We start from the raw sequence: 18,364 nt of genomic DNA, 5'->3' as shown, positions 1-18,364 counted from the left end.
TTTTTCCAAATTGCACAGGGCAAAATATTTTATAACAGCAACTTTAATTAGGGCGTGTTGAACTTTTATATTTGCAATGAAAAATGAGAAAAATCGCACGTTTTTCAAGGAAAAAACTTGAGGCTGTGAGTTTTCTATCAGGCAAGTTTTTATTATGAAAAACATCCGACCACTTAATCTGATAAATCTTAAGATTTTAACTTAATTTTAAAAATTAAGTGGTCGGATAGCCATTTTTCATGCAAAAACGATTAGTTTTTCTAAAATATGTCTATATTGTAAATAGTGTTATAAAGGGTAGGCACGCCCTAGTAATACAATCAAATTATATGGTAGTCAATTTTAAAAAATCAACCAATCAGCTCACCAAATGCCTTATCCGCACACACAAGTGTCCGCTCAATGTCGTCATCGGTATGGGCGATGGACATAAAGGACGCTTCAAAGGCAGACGGAGCAAGGTATATGCCCTGTTTTAGCATGGCATGGAAAAACTGGTTAAAGCGTTTGGTGTCGGCGCATGCCACGTCATTAAAGTTTTTGGGCAATTCTTTGGCAAAAAACAGCCCAAACATACCGCCCACATGACAGCTTGCAAAATCTATGCCGTGTTTGTCGGCAAGTGCTTGTAAGCCGTTTACCAGTTTGGCAGTTTTGGCGGTCAATTCTTCATAAAAATTCGGACGAGTTAATTCATCAAACATCGCCTTACCTGCACGCATGGCTAAGGGGTTGCCAGACAATGTCCCTGCTTGGTAAACACCGCCCAAAGGAGCGATACATTCCATAATCTCACGCTTACCGCCAAATGCTCCCACAGGCAAGCCAGCCCCGATGATTTTGCCAAAGGTGCTAAGGTCGGGGGTAATGCCAAAATGGTTGCTTGCTCCACGCAGTCCCACACGAAAGCCCGTCATCACTTCATCAAAAATCAACACCACCCCGTGCTTGGTGCAAAGCTCACGCAGGGTGTTATGAAATTCTTGGCTTGGGATAACCATGTTCATGTTGCCCGCTATCGGCTCTAAAATCACGCACGCAAATTCATCGCCAAATTTGTCAAAGGCAGAACGCAACGCATCAATGTCATTATAAGGCAAGGTTACGGTATGCTTGGCAAAATCAGCAGGCACGCCCTTGGATGTCGGCTCGCCAATGTCCAGCATACCAGAGCCTGCCTTGACAAGTAGGCTATCTGAATGCCCATGATAGCACCCTTCAAATTTGACAATCTTGTCTCGCCCTGTGTAGCCACGAGCCAGACGAATGGCACTCATGGTCGCCTCCGTCCCTGATGACACCATGCGAACGAGCTCAATGTGTGGAATAATATCGGCAATCAAATCCGCCATGGTCGTCTCAAAGGGTGTGGGAGCCCCAAAGGACAAGCCGTCATCACAGGCGAGCTTTACCGCATCGATGACCTTGGGGTGAGCATGTCCCAAAATCATGGGCCCCCACGAACCCACATAGTCGATGTATTCACGCCCTTCGGTGTCGTACATATACGCACCCTTGGCACGGCTCACGAACACAGGCGTACCGCCCACTCCTGCAAAAGCGCGCACGGGCGAGTTTACACCCCCTGGAATGTGGCGTTTGGCTTTTTCAAATAAGACTTGGTCGGCGGTAAGTGTCATGGCAGTTCCTATATTATTAATAAAAAGAAAATGAACAAATCAGCCTATTTTATCATTTTTTGGCATGACTGTCTGATTTGATTTTGCTTAATGGGTGTTTGGTAAGAGATTGGAAATATTCATTCGTTTTGTTAAAAATAGAAATTTACAAAAATACTGATGAATTTTACACAAAAATGCTATTTTTTATTTAAATTTTTCAAAAAAACCGATATAATAGTACAACAAATAACACAAAAAATATTTATCGTAATATTTATTTACATAAAATTACAATAAATTGAGCAAAAAGCAAACATCAGTACCACGGAGATTTGACATGGTCATGAGCATGAGCCCCAATGATTTTGTCAATAAGAAATCAGTTGCCCCCATGAACGACAACAAACACCCCACCAAGCAAGAGCTTGACACGCTGACCGTCCAAAATATGGACGACAAAAAGCACGACTCGCCCCTTGTGGCGTTTTTAAAAAAACACCAAACCTTTTTGACACTCCAATGCGTGCTACTTATTTTGCTTGGGGTAAGTTTTTTATTTTGGTGATTTAACACTGGCAAATCTACCCCAAAACCCTGCCCAGTCGCAGGGTTTTTTATAAAGCTAGATTTTGCTTTGATGTAAATTCCCACCGCTCGCCTGTGATGGGGTCGTTAAATACAAGGTGTTTGGCAAGTAGTTGCAAAGGATTGATAAAGTCATCTTTGGGTTTATGACGGACTGATGGATAATAAGGGTCATGACAGATGGGTATGCCAAGATGGTTTAGATGAACTCTTAACTGATGAAGTTTGCCCGTCGTAGGGCGAAGCTCGTATTTGGCAAGGTCGCCTTTGACCGCCAAAATATCAATGTGCGTGTGGGTATTGGCAGGTTTTTCAGCATTGACGCGCATGACATAAAACGGCTCGCCACGCTCCAAGTGCAAGCGAACATCTATCGGAATTATTAAGTTATGATTAACAGTGGCGATGGCGTGATACACTTTGGTAATGGCATGATGAGCAAATAAGGCTTGATACTGATGGCGTGTGGCGACATTTTTACTGATGAGTATCAGCCCTGCCGTCTCTCTGTCTAGCCTGTGAATGGGAGACAAATCGGCATTGCCCGTATCGGCTTTTAGGCGAGCAAGCAGGGTCTGTTTGACATAACTGCCCGATGGCGTTACCGCCAAAAAATGGGGCTTATCTACCACCATGAACTCATCATTTTCAAAGAGAATCTGATGATCAAACGGCACTGCAATCTCATCTTGTAGGGCTCGATAATAATAAATCGTCCATCCATGCACATAAGGCGTCTCTGCCGTCAAAGGGGCGACACCGCCTGTCATCTTATCTGAAATATCTCCCCAAACATCGCCACTGTCAAAGCGTGCCTGCCACTCATCAGGGCTGATATGGGGGAATTTTTGACATAAAAACGCCAGTAGGCTCTCGGGCTGATTGTTTAATTTTTCTAAATAAAGACGACTTGGAGAAATACCGTCTTTCATGGGCGGTGTGGTGTGGGGCATGGTGTGTTTTTTGATTACGTTATTTGGCATTGTTAAACTAAAATACATAATTCAAAGTTCCATTCCACTTAGCAAACAGTAAGTTCAAAGTGTTTTCTATCATTTTCTCGGATTTAGAATAACATTTTGATTTTCTTCTAAATCTTGCTGTGAAATGCCTAATGGGACTATTATAGCCCTCTATGGTAAAAGTTTGAGCTTTGCTTGTCATATGTTTTGATTTTGGAATGACTTCAAGGTAAGATTTCCAGTAGTCACTACAAAACAGTTGAATGTTATGGATGTTCAATTGATTGTAAAGCTGTTTAAAGGTGTTGGTGTCTCGTCTGCCACAAACAAAACCTAAGATTTGTTTTGTTGTTCTGTCAATGGCAAGCGGGGTCCAGCAAGCGTTTTTTATGCTTGGTGTAGCTATGAATCTCATCAAGCTCAACGATATCTATCGCTTGATTGCTATCTTGTTTGATTTGATGTTGTTCGCCAAGTTTTTTAACCCATTGATAGACTGTGCCATAACTAATACCTAATATGCGACCAATTGAACGAAAGCCCAAACCTTCTAGATACATATTGATTGCCATTTGCTTGGTTGCTTCGCTTTTATGATGCGTTGGTTTATGTACTGAAAAGTAATGATTGCAACCTTTGCACTTATAGCGTTGTCTGCCATTGTTAAAACCTGCTTTGACAAAGTGTTTGTGCTTACATTTAGGACAACTATCAAATGTTTCGTTCATTGGTTTTTACTCTATGGTAAAGTATTGAGTTATTTTAACTTATGTATTTGTTTTTAATAATACCCGTTATCTTAACGCCATTTTATCATATTTATGATAGCGTGATGAGCTTGATATATCTAAATTTATAGATATAGTGATATATTATTTTTAGATTATCTGTATTCATGAAATCCACCGACATTTTTAAAGTGCTTGCCAACGATGTCCGCTATCAGATTTTGCTGTGGCTCAAAGACCCTGCCACGCATTTTGGGGCGGACGCTTTACGCTGTGACGAAACGGGTTTTGACGGTGGGATTTGTGTGGGTGTGATTGCCGACAAATCAGGGCTTGCCCAGTCGGTGATTTCAAGCTACTTAAATAGCCTACAACAAACAGGGCTAATAGAGAGCAAACGCCTTGGCAAATGGACGTATTACCGCTACTGCCCAAGCGGTGTGGACGGCTTTATCCGCCAAGTGCGTGATGAGATTGGCAGGTTGTCTCATGAAAATAATTTGCCTTTTGCGGTGTGTTGATAATTGAGCGAATGTGATTTGCCCCTACACCCATCTTAATCAAATAACCCCAAAAATTTTGCCAAAACATATCTAAATTTTTATAAATGTAAAAGCGAGAAAAACCATGACCGATTTGTCTATTTTAAATCTAGCCCCCTTACGAGACGGCGAGACTTTTAACCAAGCGATTGATAATTTGGTAGAACTTGCACAGCTTGCCGAACGCACAGGCTACACTCGCTACTGGATTGCCGAACACCACAATATGCCCTATCTGGCAAGTTCCGCCACGAGCCTACTTATCCAGCGTGTGCTTGACAAGACAAGCACAATCCGAGTCGGGTCGGGCGGTGTCATGCTCCCCAATCATTCGCCCTTTGTCGTTGCCGAGCAGTATGGCACGCTGGCAAGCCTATATCCTGACCGTGTAGATTTGGGGCTTGGGCGAGCCCCTGGTACTGACCCTGCCACCGCCCGAGCCATTCGCCGTCATCAAGACGATTTTGCGATGAGTTTTCCTAGTGATATCAAAGAGTTGCAGTTTTATTTTGGCAATGACGACAGCGACAAAGTGCGAGCCTACCCTGCCAAAGGGCTAAACGTGCCACTGTATATCTTGGGTTCCAGCCCTGAGAGTGCGTATTTGGCGGCAGAGCTTGGTTTGCCTTATGCCTTTGCGTCTCATTTTGCCCCACGGTTTTTGGTGCAGGCGGTGGAGATTTACCGCAGGGAATTTAAGCCATCTGACGTGCTTGACAAGCCCAAAGTTATCGTTGGGCTAAATGCCATTGTTGCCGATACCGACAGCGAAGCGAAGCTCCTTTCTACCACCAGTTTGCAGTTTCTCTTAAACGTGGTAACGGGCGAACGCTCAGGCATGAAACCGCCTACCTCTGACATCGAGAGTCGTATTCCACCGCATATCCTATCTATGGCAAAGAGCATGACGGCATGTAGCGTGATTGGCTCGCCACAGACGGTCAAAGCTCAGTTAGAGCAATTACAAAGCCAAGTCAATGCCGATGAATTTATGGCAGTAAGCTATATTTATGACAAAGACAAACAAGCTCGCTCGTATGAATTGCTTGCTGATGTGGTAAAAGATTGATGTTTTAAATAAACTTCCTGTAAAACTAGTTTTCCGTCGCCCTGAGCTATGCCTGCGGGTAGCGGAAAACCATTATGGGCAGGCATAGCTCACCACGAACGAAAAACCGTAGTACTTTTTCATTTTATAGAGTGTATTTGGATAAAGAACCCAAAATCCAATACATGTTACAAGGGCGAATGTGATTCGACCCTACCGTTCAATTTAAAAACACCAATTTATCAATTAACCATTTTATTTTAAAGAGAAAAATTATGAATGACACCACCCCACTTTTTACCCCGTTTACCCTAAATAATGGCGTAGAAATCAAAAACCGCCTTGTCGTAGCCCCAATGACCCACCATGCGTCCAACCCTGACGGCACACTGTCCGATAAAAAGTGGGCGTTTTTGGCTTATTTATCACAGCGGCGACTTTGGTACACCCAAGCGGTAAAGCCTTTGTCAGGCAACCGTCCGCCTATAATGAGAGCCATTTGGCAAGCCTGACCGAAACCGCCAATATCATCAAAAAAGGCGGTGCAAAAGCGATTTTGCAAATTCATCATGGCGATTATCAGTCGCTTGCCCAGTTTGGCGAAGTCATCGCCCCGTCTGACACGGATAACGGCAAACAGTCCGCCAAAGCCATGAGCGTGGACGAGATACAGGCGGTCATCACAGGCTTTGGCATGGCAACCGACCTTGCCATACGAGCAGGGTTTGATGGCGTGGAGATTCATGGGGCGAATAATTATCTTATTCAGCAGTTTTTCTCACCCCAAGCCAACAAGCGAGATGATGAATGGGGCGGAAGCTTGGAGAACCGCTTGCGTTTTCAACGGTCAATGAAACAAAAGCCAAACACAACAAGGCAGAATTTATCGTAGGCTATCGTTTTTCGCCAGAAGAAGCAGGCGATGATGGTTTGACAATGGCGAACACGTTTGATTTGATTGATGCTCTGGTAGATGAGCCTTTGCAATATTTGCACGTCTCGTTGTGGGATTTTTATAAAAAGGCAAGACGTGGGGCGGACACCAATTTGACTCGCATAGAACAGCTCCATGCCCGCATTGGTGGCAAGTTACCGCTCATTGGCGTGGGTTGTCTGCTCTCTGCCGATGATGTGGTACGTGCGTATGATACAGGCTGGGCAGAATTTATCGCTGTGGGTAAGGCAGCGCTAACCAATCCCAATTTTGCCACACTATTAAAGACAGGCGACACCGACAAAATCGCCACGCACATCGACCCCGAGCGTAATAACGACATCTACAAAATCCCAAACCAGCTTTGGGCGTATCAGCAAAAAGGGCTTGCCTATCTACCGCCATTAAAGGGTAAAGAATGGCAACCTTTGGATATATAATCAAATAAGGGCGAAATGATTCGCCAATCCAATCTTTTATTTTTATAAACCCAACTCGGAGACACCCATGACAAATTCACAAGCAATTCATTTGGACGATTTAAACCTTGATGAGCTGGACTTTGATACCATGCTTGGCGATTTGGCGGACGTGAGCGTGGTCGGCGGATTTGATGGCGGCAATGATGACGGCTGTGAAGGCGGTGCGTGTAAGATTTAGATTACCCAAATCTTTTGACGATTTAATCAGGTCTTGGAATACAAGAGCTGATTAAATCACTTTAAAATCAACAATCATTACTTCCAAATACGCTACCCAAATGATAAAAACCTTGCTATACTAACCTTATGGCAATTATCATAACGTAAATCATGAGCGACAACACCAATAATCAAAACTGGCAAGAATTTCAAGAACTTAGCAATCAACGCATCTTATCAGAACAGCCTGATAATACAGTCACCACCAGCACAATCAAACCACACCAACTCACACCTTCGGAACAAAATACCGCAGTTTTTGATACGCAAGGCATGGCACTCATCTTTGGCATTGGGGCTTTTATCATTTCGCTTATCTGTCTTTATACTGTTCTTAAAAACTCCAAAAACAACCAACAAGACAAACCTAATAAACCAAGAATAAAACGCAAAAGCTCAACTCCGTTTGGCATTCGCCCAGAATTTTTGGAAGAAGCCAAAGGTGAAAGACAACACCGAATTACACAGCGTAAAAAATACGGAATATTTGACAAAGACGGGAAACGCTTAAAATAAATGCCTATTGTCACTTTTGATTGATTTTTCATTGATTATTTCCGTCATAACCCACACAAACAGCAACAAGCAAAAAACAGTAAAACCCCCATAAATTTGTTATAATATTCTTTTAACTTGAAGAATAACAACATGAAACTGACCAATTATAGCGATTATGCCCTGCGTTCTTTGATTTATCTGGCGGTAACGCCCAAAGATGGTGGGCTTGCCAACATTGACGACATCGCCCAAGCCTACGACATCTCAAAAAGTCATCTCACCAAAATCATTCATCAGCTGGGTAAATTGGGCTACATTGAGAGCGTGCGTGGCAAAGGTGGGGGCATTCGCCTAGCCAAAGACCCGAGCAAGATTAACATCGGGCGACTCATTCGCCATACCGAGAGCGATTTTGGCATATTAGAATGCTTAGATGACAACTCCAAAAACACAGACGGCAAAATCAGCTTAGTCAATATCGGCGATGATACCAACAGCTGTATCATCTCGCCTGCCTGCCTTTTAAAGGGCATGTTTTATAAAGCCATGCTTGCCTTTGTGGCGGTGCTAGATGGCTACACCCTTGCTGACGTGCTGGCCAATGACAAAGAGTTATTGACACTTCTGGATAAAAATATGGGATAGGTATTTGTAAGCATATGCTGACAAAACTTTGCGATTTTTGCGTATTTTCTTATGGTCGTCATTTTGGCATAATACATCCATCAGCAAGGAGATGGCAAATGGATAAGCCAACATGGATGAACGCTGATATTATGGATAAACCATGGAACACCGCAAGTAGCAAAACCACATAACAAAAGCCACAAATACCCCCATTTGTGGCTTTGTTTTTGTTGTTAGATTTGTACATGACAAAACAAAGGTGGGCAACCCCACCTTTATTCTTAATGACTAACCCAAACTATTTAAGCCCCGCCTGCTGTAACAACGCCCCAAAACTTCCTACTTTGGCAGGTTCGTTTTTAGGTTTGTTAAATTCACGTTTTGGCTTATTATTGGGCTTGTTGTTTGGTTTGGTATTTGACTTGTCTTTAAATTCTTTATCCGCTTTATCGGACTTTGAGACGTCTTTTTTGTCAGGCGATTTCATAGACAGTCCAATGCGACCTCTTGGCTCGTCCACCAACAGCACACGCACTTTGACGATGTCTTGGGGTTTGACTATGTCCGCAGGGTCAGCCACAAAACAGTCGGACAGCTCAGAGATATGCACAAGCCCGTCTTGGTGTACGCCAATATCCACAAAACAGCCAAACGCAGTTACGTTCGTTACCACACCTTCTAGCTCCATGCCGATTTGCAAGTGCCCCATTTCGCTCACGTCATCACGGAATTTGGCGGTTTTAAATTCGCCACGGGGGTCATGGGCAGGTTTGGCAAGCTCGGCAAGCACCGTGGCAAGCTGGCTAAAATTGTCCGTGCTGTCATTTAGCGATTTGGCAAGGGTCTCGTTGCCCAGCACGTCCGACAGCGATTTGTCCGCCTTACGCAAAATCTCATAAACAAGTCCATAACTCTCAGGGTGTACGCCTGTTGCGTCTAGTGGCTCAGTGCCGTCTTTGATACGCAAAAATCCTGCCGACTGCTCAAAAGTCTTTACGCCCAAGCGTGGTACGGCTTTTAGCTCTTCACGGTTTTTGAATACCCCATTGGTACGGCGGTAGTTCACGATTTGTTGGGCGACATTTTTGTTCAGCCCTGCGATATGGGCAAGAATAGCAGGGCTTGCCGTGTTCACGTCCACGCCCACTGCATTCACACAGTCTTCGGTTACTTTGTCAAGGCTAGATTCTAGCTCGGCTTGATTGACATCGTGCTGATATTGCCCCACGCCGATTGCCTTTGGCTCAACCTTGACAAGCTCGGATAAAGGGTCTTGCAATCGTCTGGCGATAGACACCGCCCCACGCACCGACACATCAAGCTCGGGTAGCTCGTAACTTGCAATCTCACTTGCCGAATACACGCTCGCCCCCGCCTCACTCACCACCACCGCTTTGGCAGATAGGCTGTTCTCGCTAATGACCGACCTCACAAGCTCGTCCGATTCACGGCTTGCTGTGCCGTTGCCAATGGCGACAAGCTCCACGCCATAATCAGCAATGAGTTTGGCAATCACCGCCTTTGCCTTGTCGGTCGTGGGGTCGGTAAAGGGGTACACGGTATCGGTCGCCACGACATCGCCTGTGCCGTCAATCACCGCCATTTTTACACCATGACGGATACCAGGGTCCACGCCTAGAATGACTTTACGTCCAGCAGGGGCGGTCATGAGTAGGTGTTTTAGGTTTTGGGCGAATACGCCAATGGCGTGCGTCTCAGCGTCCAGTCGTCTTTCGGTCAATAGGCGATGCTCTATCTGTGGTCGCCATTTGGCATTCCACAATCTGTCTGCCGTCTCGCTCAAAAACTGCCCACGCTCGTCCGTATCGCTCGCCCCAAAAGCGGTTTTGATTTGATTGACAAACGGCTCATCTTCGCCAAGCACGGATAGGACAAGCACGTTTGCCTGTCTGCCACGAAGCATGGCAAGTAGGCGATGATTGGAGAGCTTGGCAAAGGTTTCGGTATGGTCAAAATAGTCTTTGAATTTCTCGCCTGCTTCTCGTTTTTCTTCACCCACAAGCTCTGAATGAATGCTTGCTGTGGCGTTAAAGCCCGTCCGCACCTTGTCAAACAAATCCAAATGGAGCGACCATTCATCAAGAATAATCGCTTGCACGCCTGCCAGTTGTAGCTCACGAGTGCTATAATCCACATCAAAGCTCTCGCCCTGCTCGTCCGTTACCGTGCTAACAGGCGTGTAGTCGGACAGAGCAGCGTCCAAGCTCTCTCCTGCCAAAATCCGCTCAGCAATCAGGCGAAGTCCTGCCAAAGTCGCCTTAGCCGACAAGGTACGGCGTTTTGGGCGGTAGGGTTCATAAATGGCGTCAAGCTCCAATTTACTCATGGCGTTTTTGACACGCAGGGCAAGTTCGTCCGTGAGGGCGTTTTGGGCGGTCAAAAGGTCAAGTACTTTGTTACGGCGAACCTCCAAATCCCGCTCGTGCGTTAGGGCTTTTTCTAGGGTGCGAAGCATATCATCATCAAGTCCGCCTGTCTTATCCTTACGATAACGGGCAATGAATGGCACGCTCACCCCTTCGTCTAATAAGTCGGCAAAGGCTTGAACCTGCTCGGCACGCACGGCATGGTCTGTGGCAAGTTTTTGGTAGATGGCGGTGTGGTTGATGGCATTAGGGCTTGTGGCTTGGGTATCCATAATATCCTACTGTATGAGAATGATAAATGTGCTATTATAACAAGTTTTGGGGGTGTTTGATAGGCACAAATCCACGCCCCGATTTGTCTATTTTCATCCATTTTACACAAGGTACCACCATGATTACGTTTGTCATTTTGCTGATATTGGGTGTGCGAGCATTGATAAAGGGGTTTGGGGCATGATTTGCGTTTGTAAGCATATACTTACAAAACTTTGCGATTTTTGCATATTTTCTTACAAGATAACTTTTGGCATAATACACCCATCAGCAAGGAAGACGGCACATGGATGCGCCACCACGGATGACCGCTGACACATGAACCACGGATGATAGACGGACTACAAAACCCATACGATAAGCCCTAACGCAAGTTGGGGCTTTATCGTTTTCAAAAACTTCTATCTATACCCATCACTTTTTCATTGATTTTTAAAAATTTTGCGTTACAATCTATCTTTTTATCACCTGCTTAAATAATGAACAAACGTATCACTCGCCGTGATTTTTTAAACGGCTCAGCCCTACTCATCACCTCCCTTGCCACAGGCACACTAACCGCTTGCAGTGATGACACTCCCACGCCACAGGCAGACTCTCCCAAAACCAGTGGCAACACCCTACCACCAACCGCCAAAACCAGCTCCAACTATCCACCCGAACTGACAGGCTTGCGTGGCAATCATGCAGGCAGTTATGATGTCGCTCATGAGATGGCATGGAAAAAAGTACAGTTTGATGTCTCAGGCGAAAGCGTATCAGAGACGGTAGATTTGGTCGTGGTCGGGGCAGGCATTAGCGGGCTTGCCAGTGCCTATTTTTACCAAAAAAAGTTTCCCAGTGCCAAAATCTTAGTATTAGACAACCATGATGACTTTGGCGGTCATGCCAAACGCAATGAGTTTAGCGAGAGTGTTGATGACAAAGACATCTTTCGACTCAGTTATGGCGGTAGTGAATCCATCGATACCCCAAGCGATTATAGCGATGAAGCCATGGGACTGCTTAATGAGCTTGGTATTGATGTACAAAAATTCTACACCTATTATGACCAAGATTATTTTAAAAACCTAGGCATGAACAAGCAGGGCGTGTTTTTTAACAAAGCCATCTTTGGACAAAGCGTGGTACTGCCCGATGAGCCCAATGCTGACAACGCCACAGAGCTGTTTGCCAAAGCTCCTTTATCAGATACGGACAAAACCGCCTTGATAGAGCTATACACCACTCCCAAAGACTATTTGGGCGACATGACACTGGGCGAGCGAGAAGACTATCTACAATCCATCAGTTATGATAAATTTTTAAAAGACCATGTCAAACTCCCCCAAGGAGCGATGGCGTATATGGAAGAGCTTTGTTTGGAATACTGGGGATTTAACATTGATGGTCTGTCAGCTTATGATGCCTTTTATGAAGGCTATGCAGGACTTGAATTATCAGGGCTAGAAGCCGATAACGATGGCGAGAGCGAACCTTATATTTTTCACTTTCCTGATGGCAACGCCTCCATCGCTCGCCTACTGGTCAAAAAGATGATACCCGCAGTTGTCGCCAACCCCGACCACGCCAACGGCAAAAGCGAGATGGAAGTCATCGTATTGGACAAATTTGACTACACCAAGCTTGACACACCCGAGCAGTCTGTCAATATCCGCCTAAATGCCACCGCCGTCCAAGTCAAAAACATCGAAACCGACGACAAAAAAGGCGTGATGATAGGCTACAAAAAAGACGGTAAGCTCCACCGTGTGGACGCTCATCACTGCATCTTAGCATGTCAGCATGGCATGATACCATTTATCGATAACGACCTACCTCAAACGCAAAAGGATGACCACTTACAAAACATCCGAGTGCCAATGATTTATACCAAAATCTTGGTCAAGGATTGGCAAGCCTTTAAAAAGCTCGGTGCATGGCAGTTTTACGCCCCCAAAGCCCCTTATTGCTTTATCATGATAGATTATCCTGTAAGCATGGGCGGTTATCACTACCCCAAAGACCCGAGCGAGCCTATGGTTATTCATATGGCACGCATTGCTGTACCTTATGGTACAGGCAAAGACGTGCGTGAAGCTTGTAAAATCGGACGCTCCGAGCTGTACCGAGCCAGTTATCACGACCTAGAAAAGCAAGCCCTTGACCAACTGCGTGAGATGTACGACGTAGTAGGAGAGAATCTTGACGACAAGATTCTTGCCATCACCATCAACCGCTGGGGGCATGGATACAGCTATGAACGCAACGTCTTATTTGACAAAGATGATATTGCTGAGAAAACGCTAGATAGCGTCAAACAAGCTCATGGTAATATCCACATGGCAAACTCTGATGCCAACTGGATGCCTTATGCGGACGGGGCAATAAACCAAGCGTGGCGAGCCGTCCAAGAGATTAAGGCATAAGTGGAAAAGCCTTAATAAAACAAAAGAGCTTGAACACCAAGCTCTTTTTATCGCTTATTTATTACACATTCTTGTTTCACGTGGAACACTCATCTGGCGTGATATCACCCTGTTTCACGTGAAACTTTTTAAAGGTCCTTGGCTCATGCAGGGCTGATAGTTTTTGGGCGACCATCTCCGTCGTCTCATCTTGCAAACTGGTTATCATGAGCTGACAAGGCAGTGACAGTAGTGTGTCTAGTAGTACATTCATCGCCCCCACATCAAGCTCTGCATCAATATCATCAACAAGCACCACAGGCTGTACCTGCTGATACGCACACATCACTTGTAGTTGTGAGAGTCTTAGGGCGATGATGAGCAGTTTTTTCTCGCCCCGAGAGAGTACATCCACCGCCTGACTTTTGATGTGTCCGCCATCACCAGACTGCTTTAACATCACCATCACATCAGCACGGTGAGCCCCCACGCGGGTATAGCCCAGCTCCATGTCAGAGCCCAAGCGAGACGCTAATATAGAGAGTAGTCCTGTCTTATCATCAAAGCCTGCTTGATAAGACAGGTAAATATCACCCTGATAATGTGGTAGTAGTCGCCCCATCATCTCATCAAAGCACACCTGCCACCGCTCAAAGACCGCCTGCCGACATTGGTGTAGCTTGTCTGCATGATACGCCAGTTGACTGTCCCATGCCCGCACTTCGCCCGCTCGCTCACGCACACGGGGCGATTTTAGTAATAGATTTCGCTGTTTAAGCAGTCGCTGATAGGCAAGCCACTCTCCATAAAACTCCTGTTTCACGTGAAACGTCAGCCAGTCCAACATCTGCCGTCTGGCATGACTACCCTCTTCTAACACCGTCATCCCACTAGGGTCAATGGGCAACACTGGCAAGGCATAAGTCAGTGGACTTTGGGTTGTCACGGTTTGCCCATTGAGTTTTAACACCGTCGTTGCCAGCTGTCGCTCATCTAAGTTTTTTTGCACTGCTAACATGTCAGACTCTGTCATCGCCCACACCGTGCAGGATTTTTGATGATGACTGATGTAACGTTTGGGTTCATGATGACGAAAAGTTTTACCCCGAGACAACAAAAACACCGCTTCTAAAAGCGATGTTTTGCCACTGCCATTACGACCCACGAACACATTACAATCAGCGAGTGTCAGACTTATCTGAGCTAGGTTGCGTACGTGGGTGATTTGAAGCTGTGTGATCATGCCCTGCCCATCACACACGCATGGGCATGACAACATATTGATAATTGTGGTCATCGCCCACTTGATAAATGCGTGTCGGACTGGTCGGATGTACCATTTCTAGGCGAATGTCACCCTCTAGCACATTTAGCACAGCTCGCAAATAGGACTCATTAAATGAAATCTCAATCGGCTCACCTGTGTAATTGACCGCCACCTCTTCTCTGGCTTCGTCTTGCTCACGGTTGGTTGAGATGACATCCACCGTCTCGCTTTTAGCAAAGTGCAGTAACACGCCAGGGGAGTCTTTGGTGTTTACCACCGCCACCCGACGCAAAACCTCGACCATGCTGTCTTTATTAAAAATGGCGATTTTATCGTTATTGGTTGGCATGACACGGCGGTAATCGGGGAATTTACCCTCAATCAAACGGGCGGTCAAAGATATCATCATCTGCCCGCCAAAGTTTAAACTGACGGTCAAAAAGTCATTATCTAACCCCAAAGTTACCATGTCGCCATTTTCTTCGGCGGTTTTTAGTAGGTCGGTCAAGAGTTTTTCTAACCCACTGACCGCCTTACCCGGGATGATGACTTTGGTTTCATCATGACTGTCCGCCAAGGTCTGATACGCCACTGCCAAACGATGTCCATCGGTTGCCACTGCGGTCAGTTTGTCACCCTCAATCTCAAAGAGCAGTCCTGTCAAGTAGTGACGTACGTCTTGGGTCGCCATGGCAAAGCGGGTGTGCTTGATGAGATTAAATAGAGTGTCACGTCCGATTTTAACCAGCTTTTCTGAGCGTGGCTCGCCAATGCTTGGATAATCCTGAGCAGGTAGCGTGCTGAGCATGTATTTACCCTTACCACTGGTGATGTAACAGCGACTGCCCGCCACTTCAATGCTGACCATGTTATCAGGCAGAGCTTTACAAATACCAAAGAACTTATCCGCAGGAATGGTTACCGCCCCTGCCGTCACGCACGCCCCCTCGGGCAGACTGATGACATTGGTCAGCTCCACCTCCAAATCGGACGCGGTCATCGTCAGGCTTTGTGGTTCTAGCACGAGTTTTAGGTTGCCCAAAATCGCCATTTGGTGATGATTATCCACCGCCTCAATGATGAGCGTCATGGCTTTGATGAGCAGGGCTTTATCAATGACTAATTTCATAAAAATCCTTAATATTTACAAAAATGTAGGGCGTGTTGAATATTGGTATTTGCAATAAAAAATAGGAGAAATCGCTCGTTTTTCAAGGAAAAGTTCGCAGTTGATATTACAATATCAACAAGGATTTTGACTTCGAGCCACAATCCGACCACTTAATTTTAAAAATTAAGTTAAAATCTTAAAAATTTATATGATTAAGTGGTCGGATAGCCATTTTTCATGCAAAAATTGACAAAAGCGTTAAATTTTCATCGTTTTCATAAATAATGTTATCAATGTTCAGCACGCCCTAATACATCTATTATAACAAACTTCACACCGCATTTCATGATGGCTATTACCATCAAGCAAATTCAAGCGTGGCAAGTAAGGCCTGATAGTCTTTTTCTACCGATGACTCCTCAGCTCGCAGTTCGCTAATTTTCTCGCAAGCATGCATGACCGTGGTATGGTCTCGCCCGCCAAACACTTGCCCTATCTCAGGAAAGCTGTCTTGGGTCAGCTCACGCACCAATGCCATCGCCATCTGACGAGGGCGAGCGATGTTGCGAGCCCGTTTTTTACCAATCAAATCTTTGACCGACACGCCATAATACTCCGCCACTAGGTCACGAATGTTCTCTGCATTGACCGCCCTTGCTCGTGCTTCAATACGGTCTTTGATGGCGTGACGCACCAGCGAGAGTGTCACCTCACCGCCCACCAATAGAGCATTGGCACGCACTTGGTTTAACGCCCCTTCTAATCGGCGGACATCGGGGGGCATGTTTTGTGCCATAAAAATCGCACAGTCTTTGGGCAGCTCCATGCCAAGCAAAGTCGCCTTTTTTTGCAAAATTTGCATACGCATTTCAATGTCAGGCGGTTCAATGGCAAGCGACAATCCACCCTCAAAGCGTGACAAAAAACGTGTGTCAAAATCCTGCATTTGTGACGGTGGTCTGTCAGACGCCAAAATCAGGCGTTTATCACCTTTGGTGAATTCGCCAAATAGCGTCATCAAAAACTGCGAGACTTTCGGGCCGTTTTTGTTGTTAATCATGTGCACGTCATCAACGATGAGCAAATCTGCTTGACAAATCCGCCGAAGCAAAGAATCCGCCCCACCCTCACCCCCACGCAAGGCGTTAATGGTCACCTTAAAAAACTGATCTTTACTAAAATAACACACCAAAAGCCCAGCACGCTCATAACGATGAGCCACCGCATGCATAAGATGAGTCTTGCCCAGCCCTGATGAACCATAGATAAAATACAAATGCGTGTCGTGCTTGGCAGCCTTATCGGTCAGATTTTTGGTTAGCTCTTGGCAGGCGTTATATGCCAGTGCATTGGATTTGCCCTTGACAAAATTTTCAAAGGTAAACCGCTCTTCTAAGGGTTGGCTCTCCTCGATGCTTGTCGGTTTTTTGGATGATTTGGGCTTTTGTTTTTTAGGGGCTTTATCTGCCTTGTCGCTTTTTGGTACAAGGGGCATGACCCGAAGGGCGACACCTGACACATCCTGACCACCACCATCTGCCAGACGTGCCACCACCGCACAGATTTTGTCATAATAATGCGTCTCAATGCGACGGATAAACACATCATTAATGGCGAACAATACCAGCATCTCATCAGCAAATACAGGCTTTAAGGAGCGTAGCCACTGATTAAGCTCACCCTCTTTTAGCTCATGTTTTAACTCAGATAAGCACGACTGCCAAAACAGCTCAGCATCGACATCATGCTTTTGAACATCGCCAATCATGTCGTCATCACCCACCCCATTATCCGCCACGCCTTTGTCATCGACAGCAGGGGTGTCATTTTTCTGACCAACACTCACATCCATACCAGCACCCACCTTATCAGACGGTAGATGTTCTGGCATAACTTCATCAAATAGCGATATGTTTTGCATGATAAATTAACTCAAATAACAAACTTGGGTAAGCAAAATCTAACTGAAAACGAATTTAAGTGATTAGCCAGAACACAGCCAGCCCACTTTTCATGTTTACATTCACTCAAACATCATTATAAACTAAAAGTTATGATTTAAAATCATCATAACGATAAGTTTTTGATAAAAATAATTAAAATACAAGTCAGGCGAAAAATCCTGCAATTCTTGGTAATTGTATGATTTTTAATCAAATACCAACTTGCCCGCCCTTAAATGTTTGCCTATAATACCACAAATTTGACATTTTGCAACGATAATTTTTCTGTGGATAAGTTTGTGGATAAATTTGTTGATAAGTAAAACAAAGAACTTATTCACATTTTACCCACAAGTTATATACAGGTTTATAAACAATACAAATATATGATTTTTATAAAATTTTAATACTTATCCACAGAAATATTAAACCCTTATTATTATTATTTTTTATATTAAAATAAAAAATAAGCCAGTAGAAAATCTGTGGATAACTTTTAAAATAATTTAAAAGTTATTACATTTTGACAGTCAGAACAAATCACATGTCATAATACAAACCATCAAAAAAACCAAACTTTTAAAAAATAACTTGACTTTGATTCATCTTTTTGGTAAAGTACGTAGGTTTTTCGCCAAACATCAATAATGACATATTGGATATAATCCAATACTCAACTGTTTGGTTAAACATAACCCATCACAAAAAACGGCTTCTGCAGAGCCTGTGATACAACCTTAAGGTAAATT

Annotated in this window: 15 protein-coding genes and 1 pseudogene; 9 read left to right on the top strand and 7 right to left on the bottom strand. The window is 44.8% G+C overall.

The window, feature by feature from the left end; genetic code table 11:
- Positions 1-350: 350 nt before the first annotated feature.
- Positions 351-1,640: a glutamate-1-semialdehyde 2,1-aminomutase gene (gene hemL / locus LP107_RS00080; protein ID WP_078274933.1), complete on the bottom strand. Its 1,290-nt coding sequence runs from the start codon at positions 1,638-1,640 to the stop codon at positions 351-353.
- Between the two features lie 331 nt (positions 1,641-1,971).
- On the opposite strand from hemL, the gene LP107_RS00075 reads away from it, so the two are divergent.
- Positions 1,972-2,187 carry a hypothetical protein gene (locus tag LP107_RS00075; RefSeq protein ID WP_147287302.1) on the top strand — a complete coding sequence of 72 codons (216 nt, stop codon included), beginning with the start codon at positions 1,972-1,974 and terminating at the stop codon, positions 2,185-2,187.
- 49 nt (positions 2,188-2,236) lie between these two features.
- On the opposite strand, the gene LP107_RS00070 is transcribed toward LP107_RS00075, so the two are convergent.
- Both LP107_RS00070 and LP107_RS00065 read right to left on the bottom strand, forming a co-directional pair.
- A complete protein-coding gene (locus LP107_RS00070; protein WP_228157733.1) occupies positions 2,237-3,190 on the bottom strand; it encodes a pseudouridine synthase in 954 nt (317 codons plus the stop codon).
- A 7-nt stretch (positions 3,191-3,197) separates the two neighbouring features.
- Positions 3,198-3,897 (bottom strand): IS1 family transposase gene (locus LP107_RS00065; RefSeq protein WP_228157684.1). Its coding sequence is split into 2 segments (ribosomal slippage): positions 3,198-3,552 and positions 3,551-3,897, totalling 702 coding nucleotides; the frame shifts between segments, so codons are not numbered across the junction.
- Between the two features lie 167 nt (positions 3,898-4,064).
- On the opposite strand from LP107_RS00065, the gene LP107_RS00060 reads away from it, so the two are divergent.
- From LP107_RS00060 to LP107_RS00030, 7 genes and pseudogenes are all read left to right on the top strand, one after another.
- Positions 4,065-4,418 (top strand): ArsR/SmtB family transcription factor, encoded by a 354-nt coding sequence (locus LP107_RS00060; protein WP_112741656.1) that lies wholly within the window; start codon positions 4,065-4,067, stop codon positions 4,416-4,418.
- A gap of 106 nt (positions 4,419-4,524) precedes the next feature.
- Positions 4,525-5,508: an LLM class flavin-dependent oxidoreductase gene (locus LP107_RS00055; protein ID WP_112741655.1), complete on the top strand. Its 984-nt coding sequence runs from the start codon at positions 4,525-4,527 to the stop codon at positions 5,506-5,508.
- 254 nt (positions 5,509-5,762) lie between these two features.
- Positions 5,763-6,379: pseudogene (locus LP107_RS00050) on the top strand (oxidoreductase).
- Positions 6,295-6,861 (top strand): oxidoreductase, encoded by a 567-nt coding sequence (locus LP107_RS00045; RefSeq protein WP_264676055.1) that lies wholly within the window; start codon positions 6,295-6,297, stop codon positions 6,859-6,861. The pseudogene LP107_RS00050 and the gene LP107_RS00045 overlap by 85 nt, the downstream one beginning before the upstream one ends.
- A gap of 67 nt (positions 6,862-6,928) precedes the next feature.
- On the top strand, positions 6,929-7,081 hold the full coding sequence (locus LP107_RS00040) for a hypothetical protein (RefSeq protein ID WP_162860328.1): 153 nt from the start codon (positions 6,929-6,931) through the stop codon (positions 7,079-7,081).
- Between the two features lie 152 nt (positions 7,082-7,233).
- Positions 7,234-7,638, top strand: a complete 405-nt coding sequence (locus tag LP107_RS00035; RefSeq protein WP_078274929.1) for a hypothetical protein — start codon at positions 7,234-7,236, stop codon at positions 7,636-7,638.
- Between the two features lie 132 nt (positions 7,639-7,770).
- Positions 7,771-8,265 carry an Rrf2 family transcriptional regulator gene (locus LP107_RS00030; protein ID WP_078274928.1) on the top strand — a complete coding sequence of 165 codons (495 nt, stop codon included), beginning with the start codon at positions 7,771-7,773 and terminating at the stop codon, positions 8,263-8,265.
- A 280-nt stretch (positions 8,266-8,545) separates the two neighbouring features.
- Here the strand turns inward: LP107_RS00030 and LP107_RS00025 are convergent, their stop codons facing one another.
- Complete coding sequence (locus LP107_RS00025; protein WP_264676056.1) at positions 8,546-10,906, bottom strand: helix-hairpin-helix domain-containing protein; 2,361 nt, start codon at positions 10,904-10,906, stop codon at positions 8,546-8,548.
- A gap of 480 nt (positions 10,907-11,386) precedes the next feature.
- Between LP107_RS00025 and LP107_RS00020 the strand changes: the two genes are divergently transcribed.
- Positions 11,387-13,315: an NAD(P)-binding protein gene (locus LP107_RS00020; RefSeq protein WP_078274926.1), complete on the top strand. Its 1,929-nt coding sequence runs from the start codon at positions 11,387-11,389 to the stop codon at positions 13,313-13,315.
- A gap of 76 nt (positions 13,316-13,391) precedes the next feature.
- Here LP107_RS00020 and recF read toward each other — a convergent pair whose 3' ends face one another.
- The 3 genes from recF to dnaA form a co-directional block, all read right to left on the bottom strand.
- Positions 13,392-14,537, bottom strand: coding sequence for a DNA replication/repair protein RecF (gene recF, locus LP107_RS00015; protein WP_078274925.1), 1,146 nt, complete (start codon positions 14,535-14,537; stop codon positions 13,392-13,394).
- A 10-nt stretch (positions 14,538-14,547) separates the two neighbouring features.
- Positions 14,548-15,690, bottom strand: a complete 1,143-nt coding sequence (gene dnaN, locus LP107_RS00010; RefSeq protein WP_078274924.1) for a DNA polymerase III subunit beta — start codon at positions 15,688-15,690, stop codon at positions 14,548-14,550.
- Between the two features lie 343 nt (positions 15,691-16,033).
- Complete coding sequence (dnaA, locus tag LP107_RS00005) at positions 16,034-17,593, bottom strand: chromosomal replication initiator protein DnaA (protein WP_244893693.1); 1,560 nt, start codon at positions 17,591-17,593, stop codon at positions 16,034-16,036.
- Positions 17,594-18,364 lie beyond the last annotated feature (771 nt).

This window comes from Moraxella bovis, from assembly GCF_025985205.1.
GTDB classification, from domain to species: Bacteria; Pseudomonadota; Gammaproteobacteria; order Pseudomonadales; family Moraxellaceae; genus Moraxella; species Moraxella bovis.
This window is presented reverse-complemented; position numbering and strand designations above follow the sequence as displayed.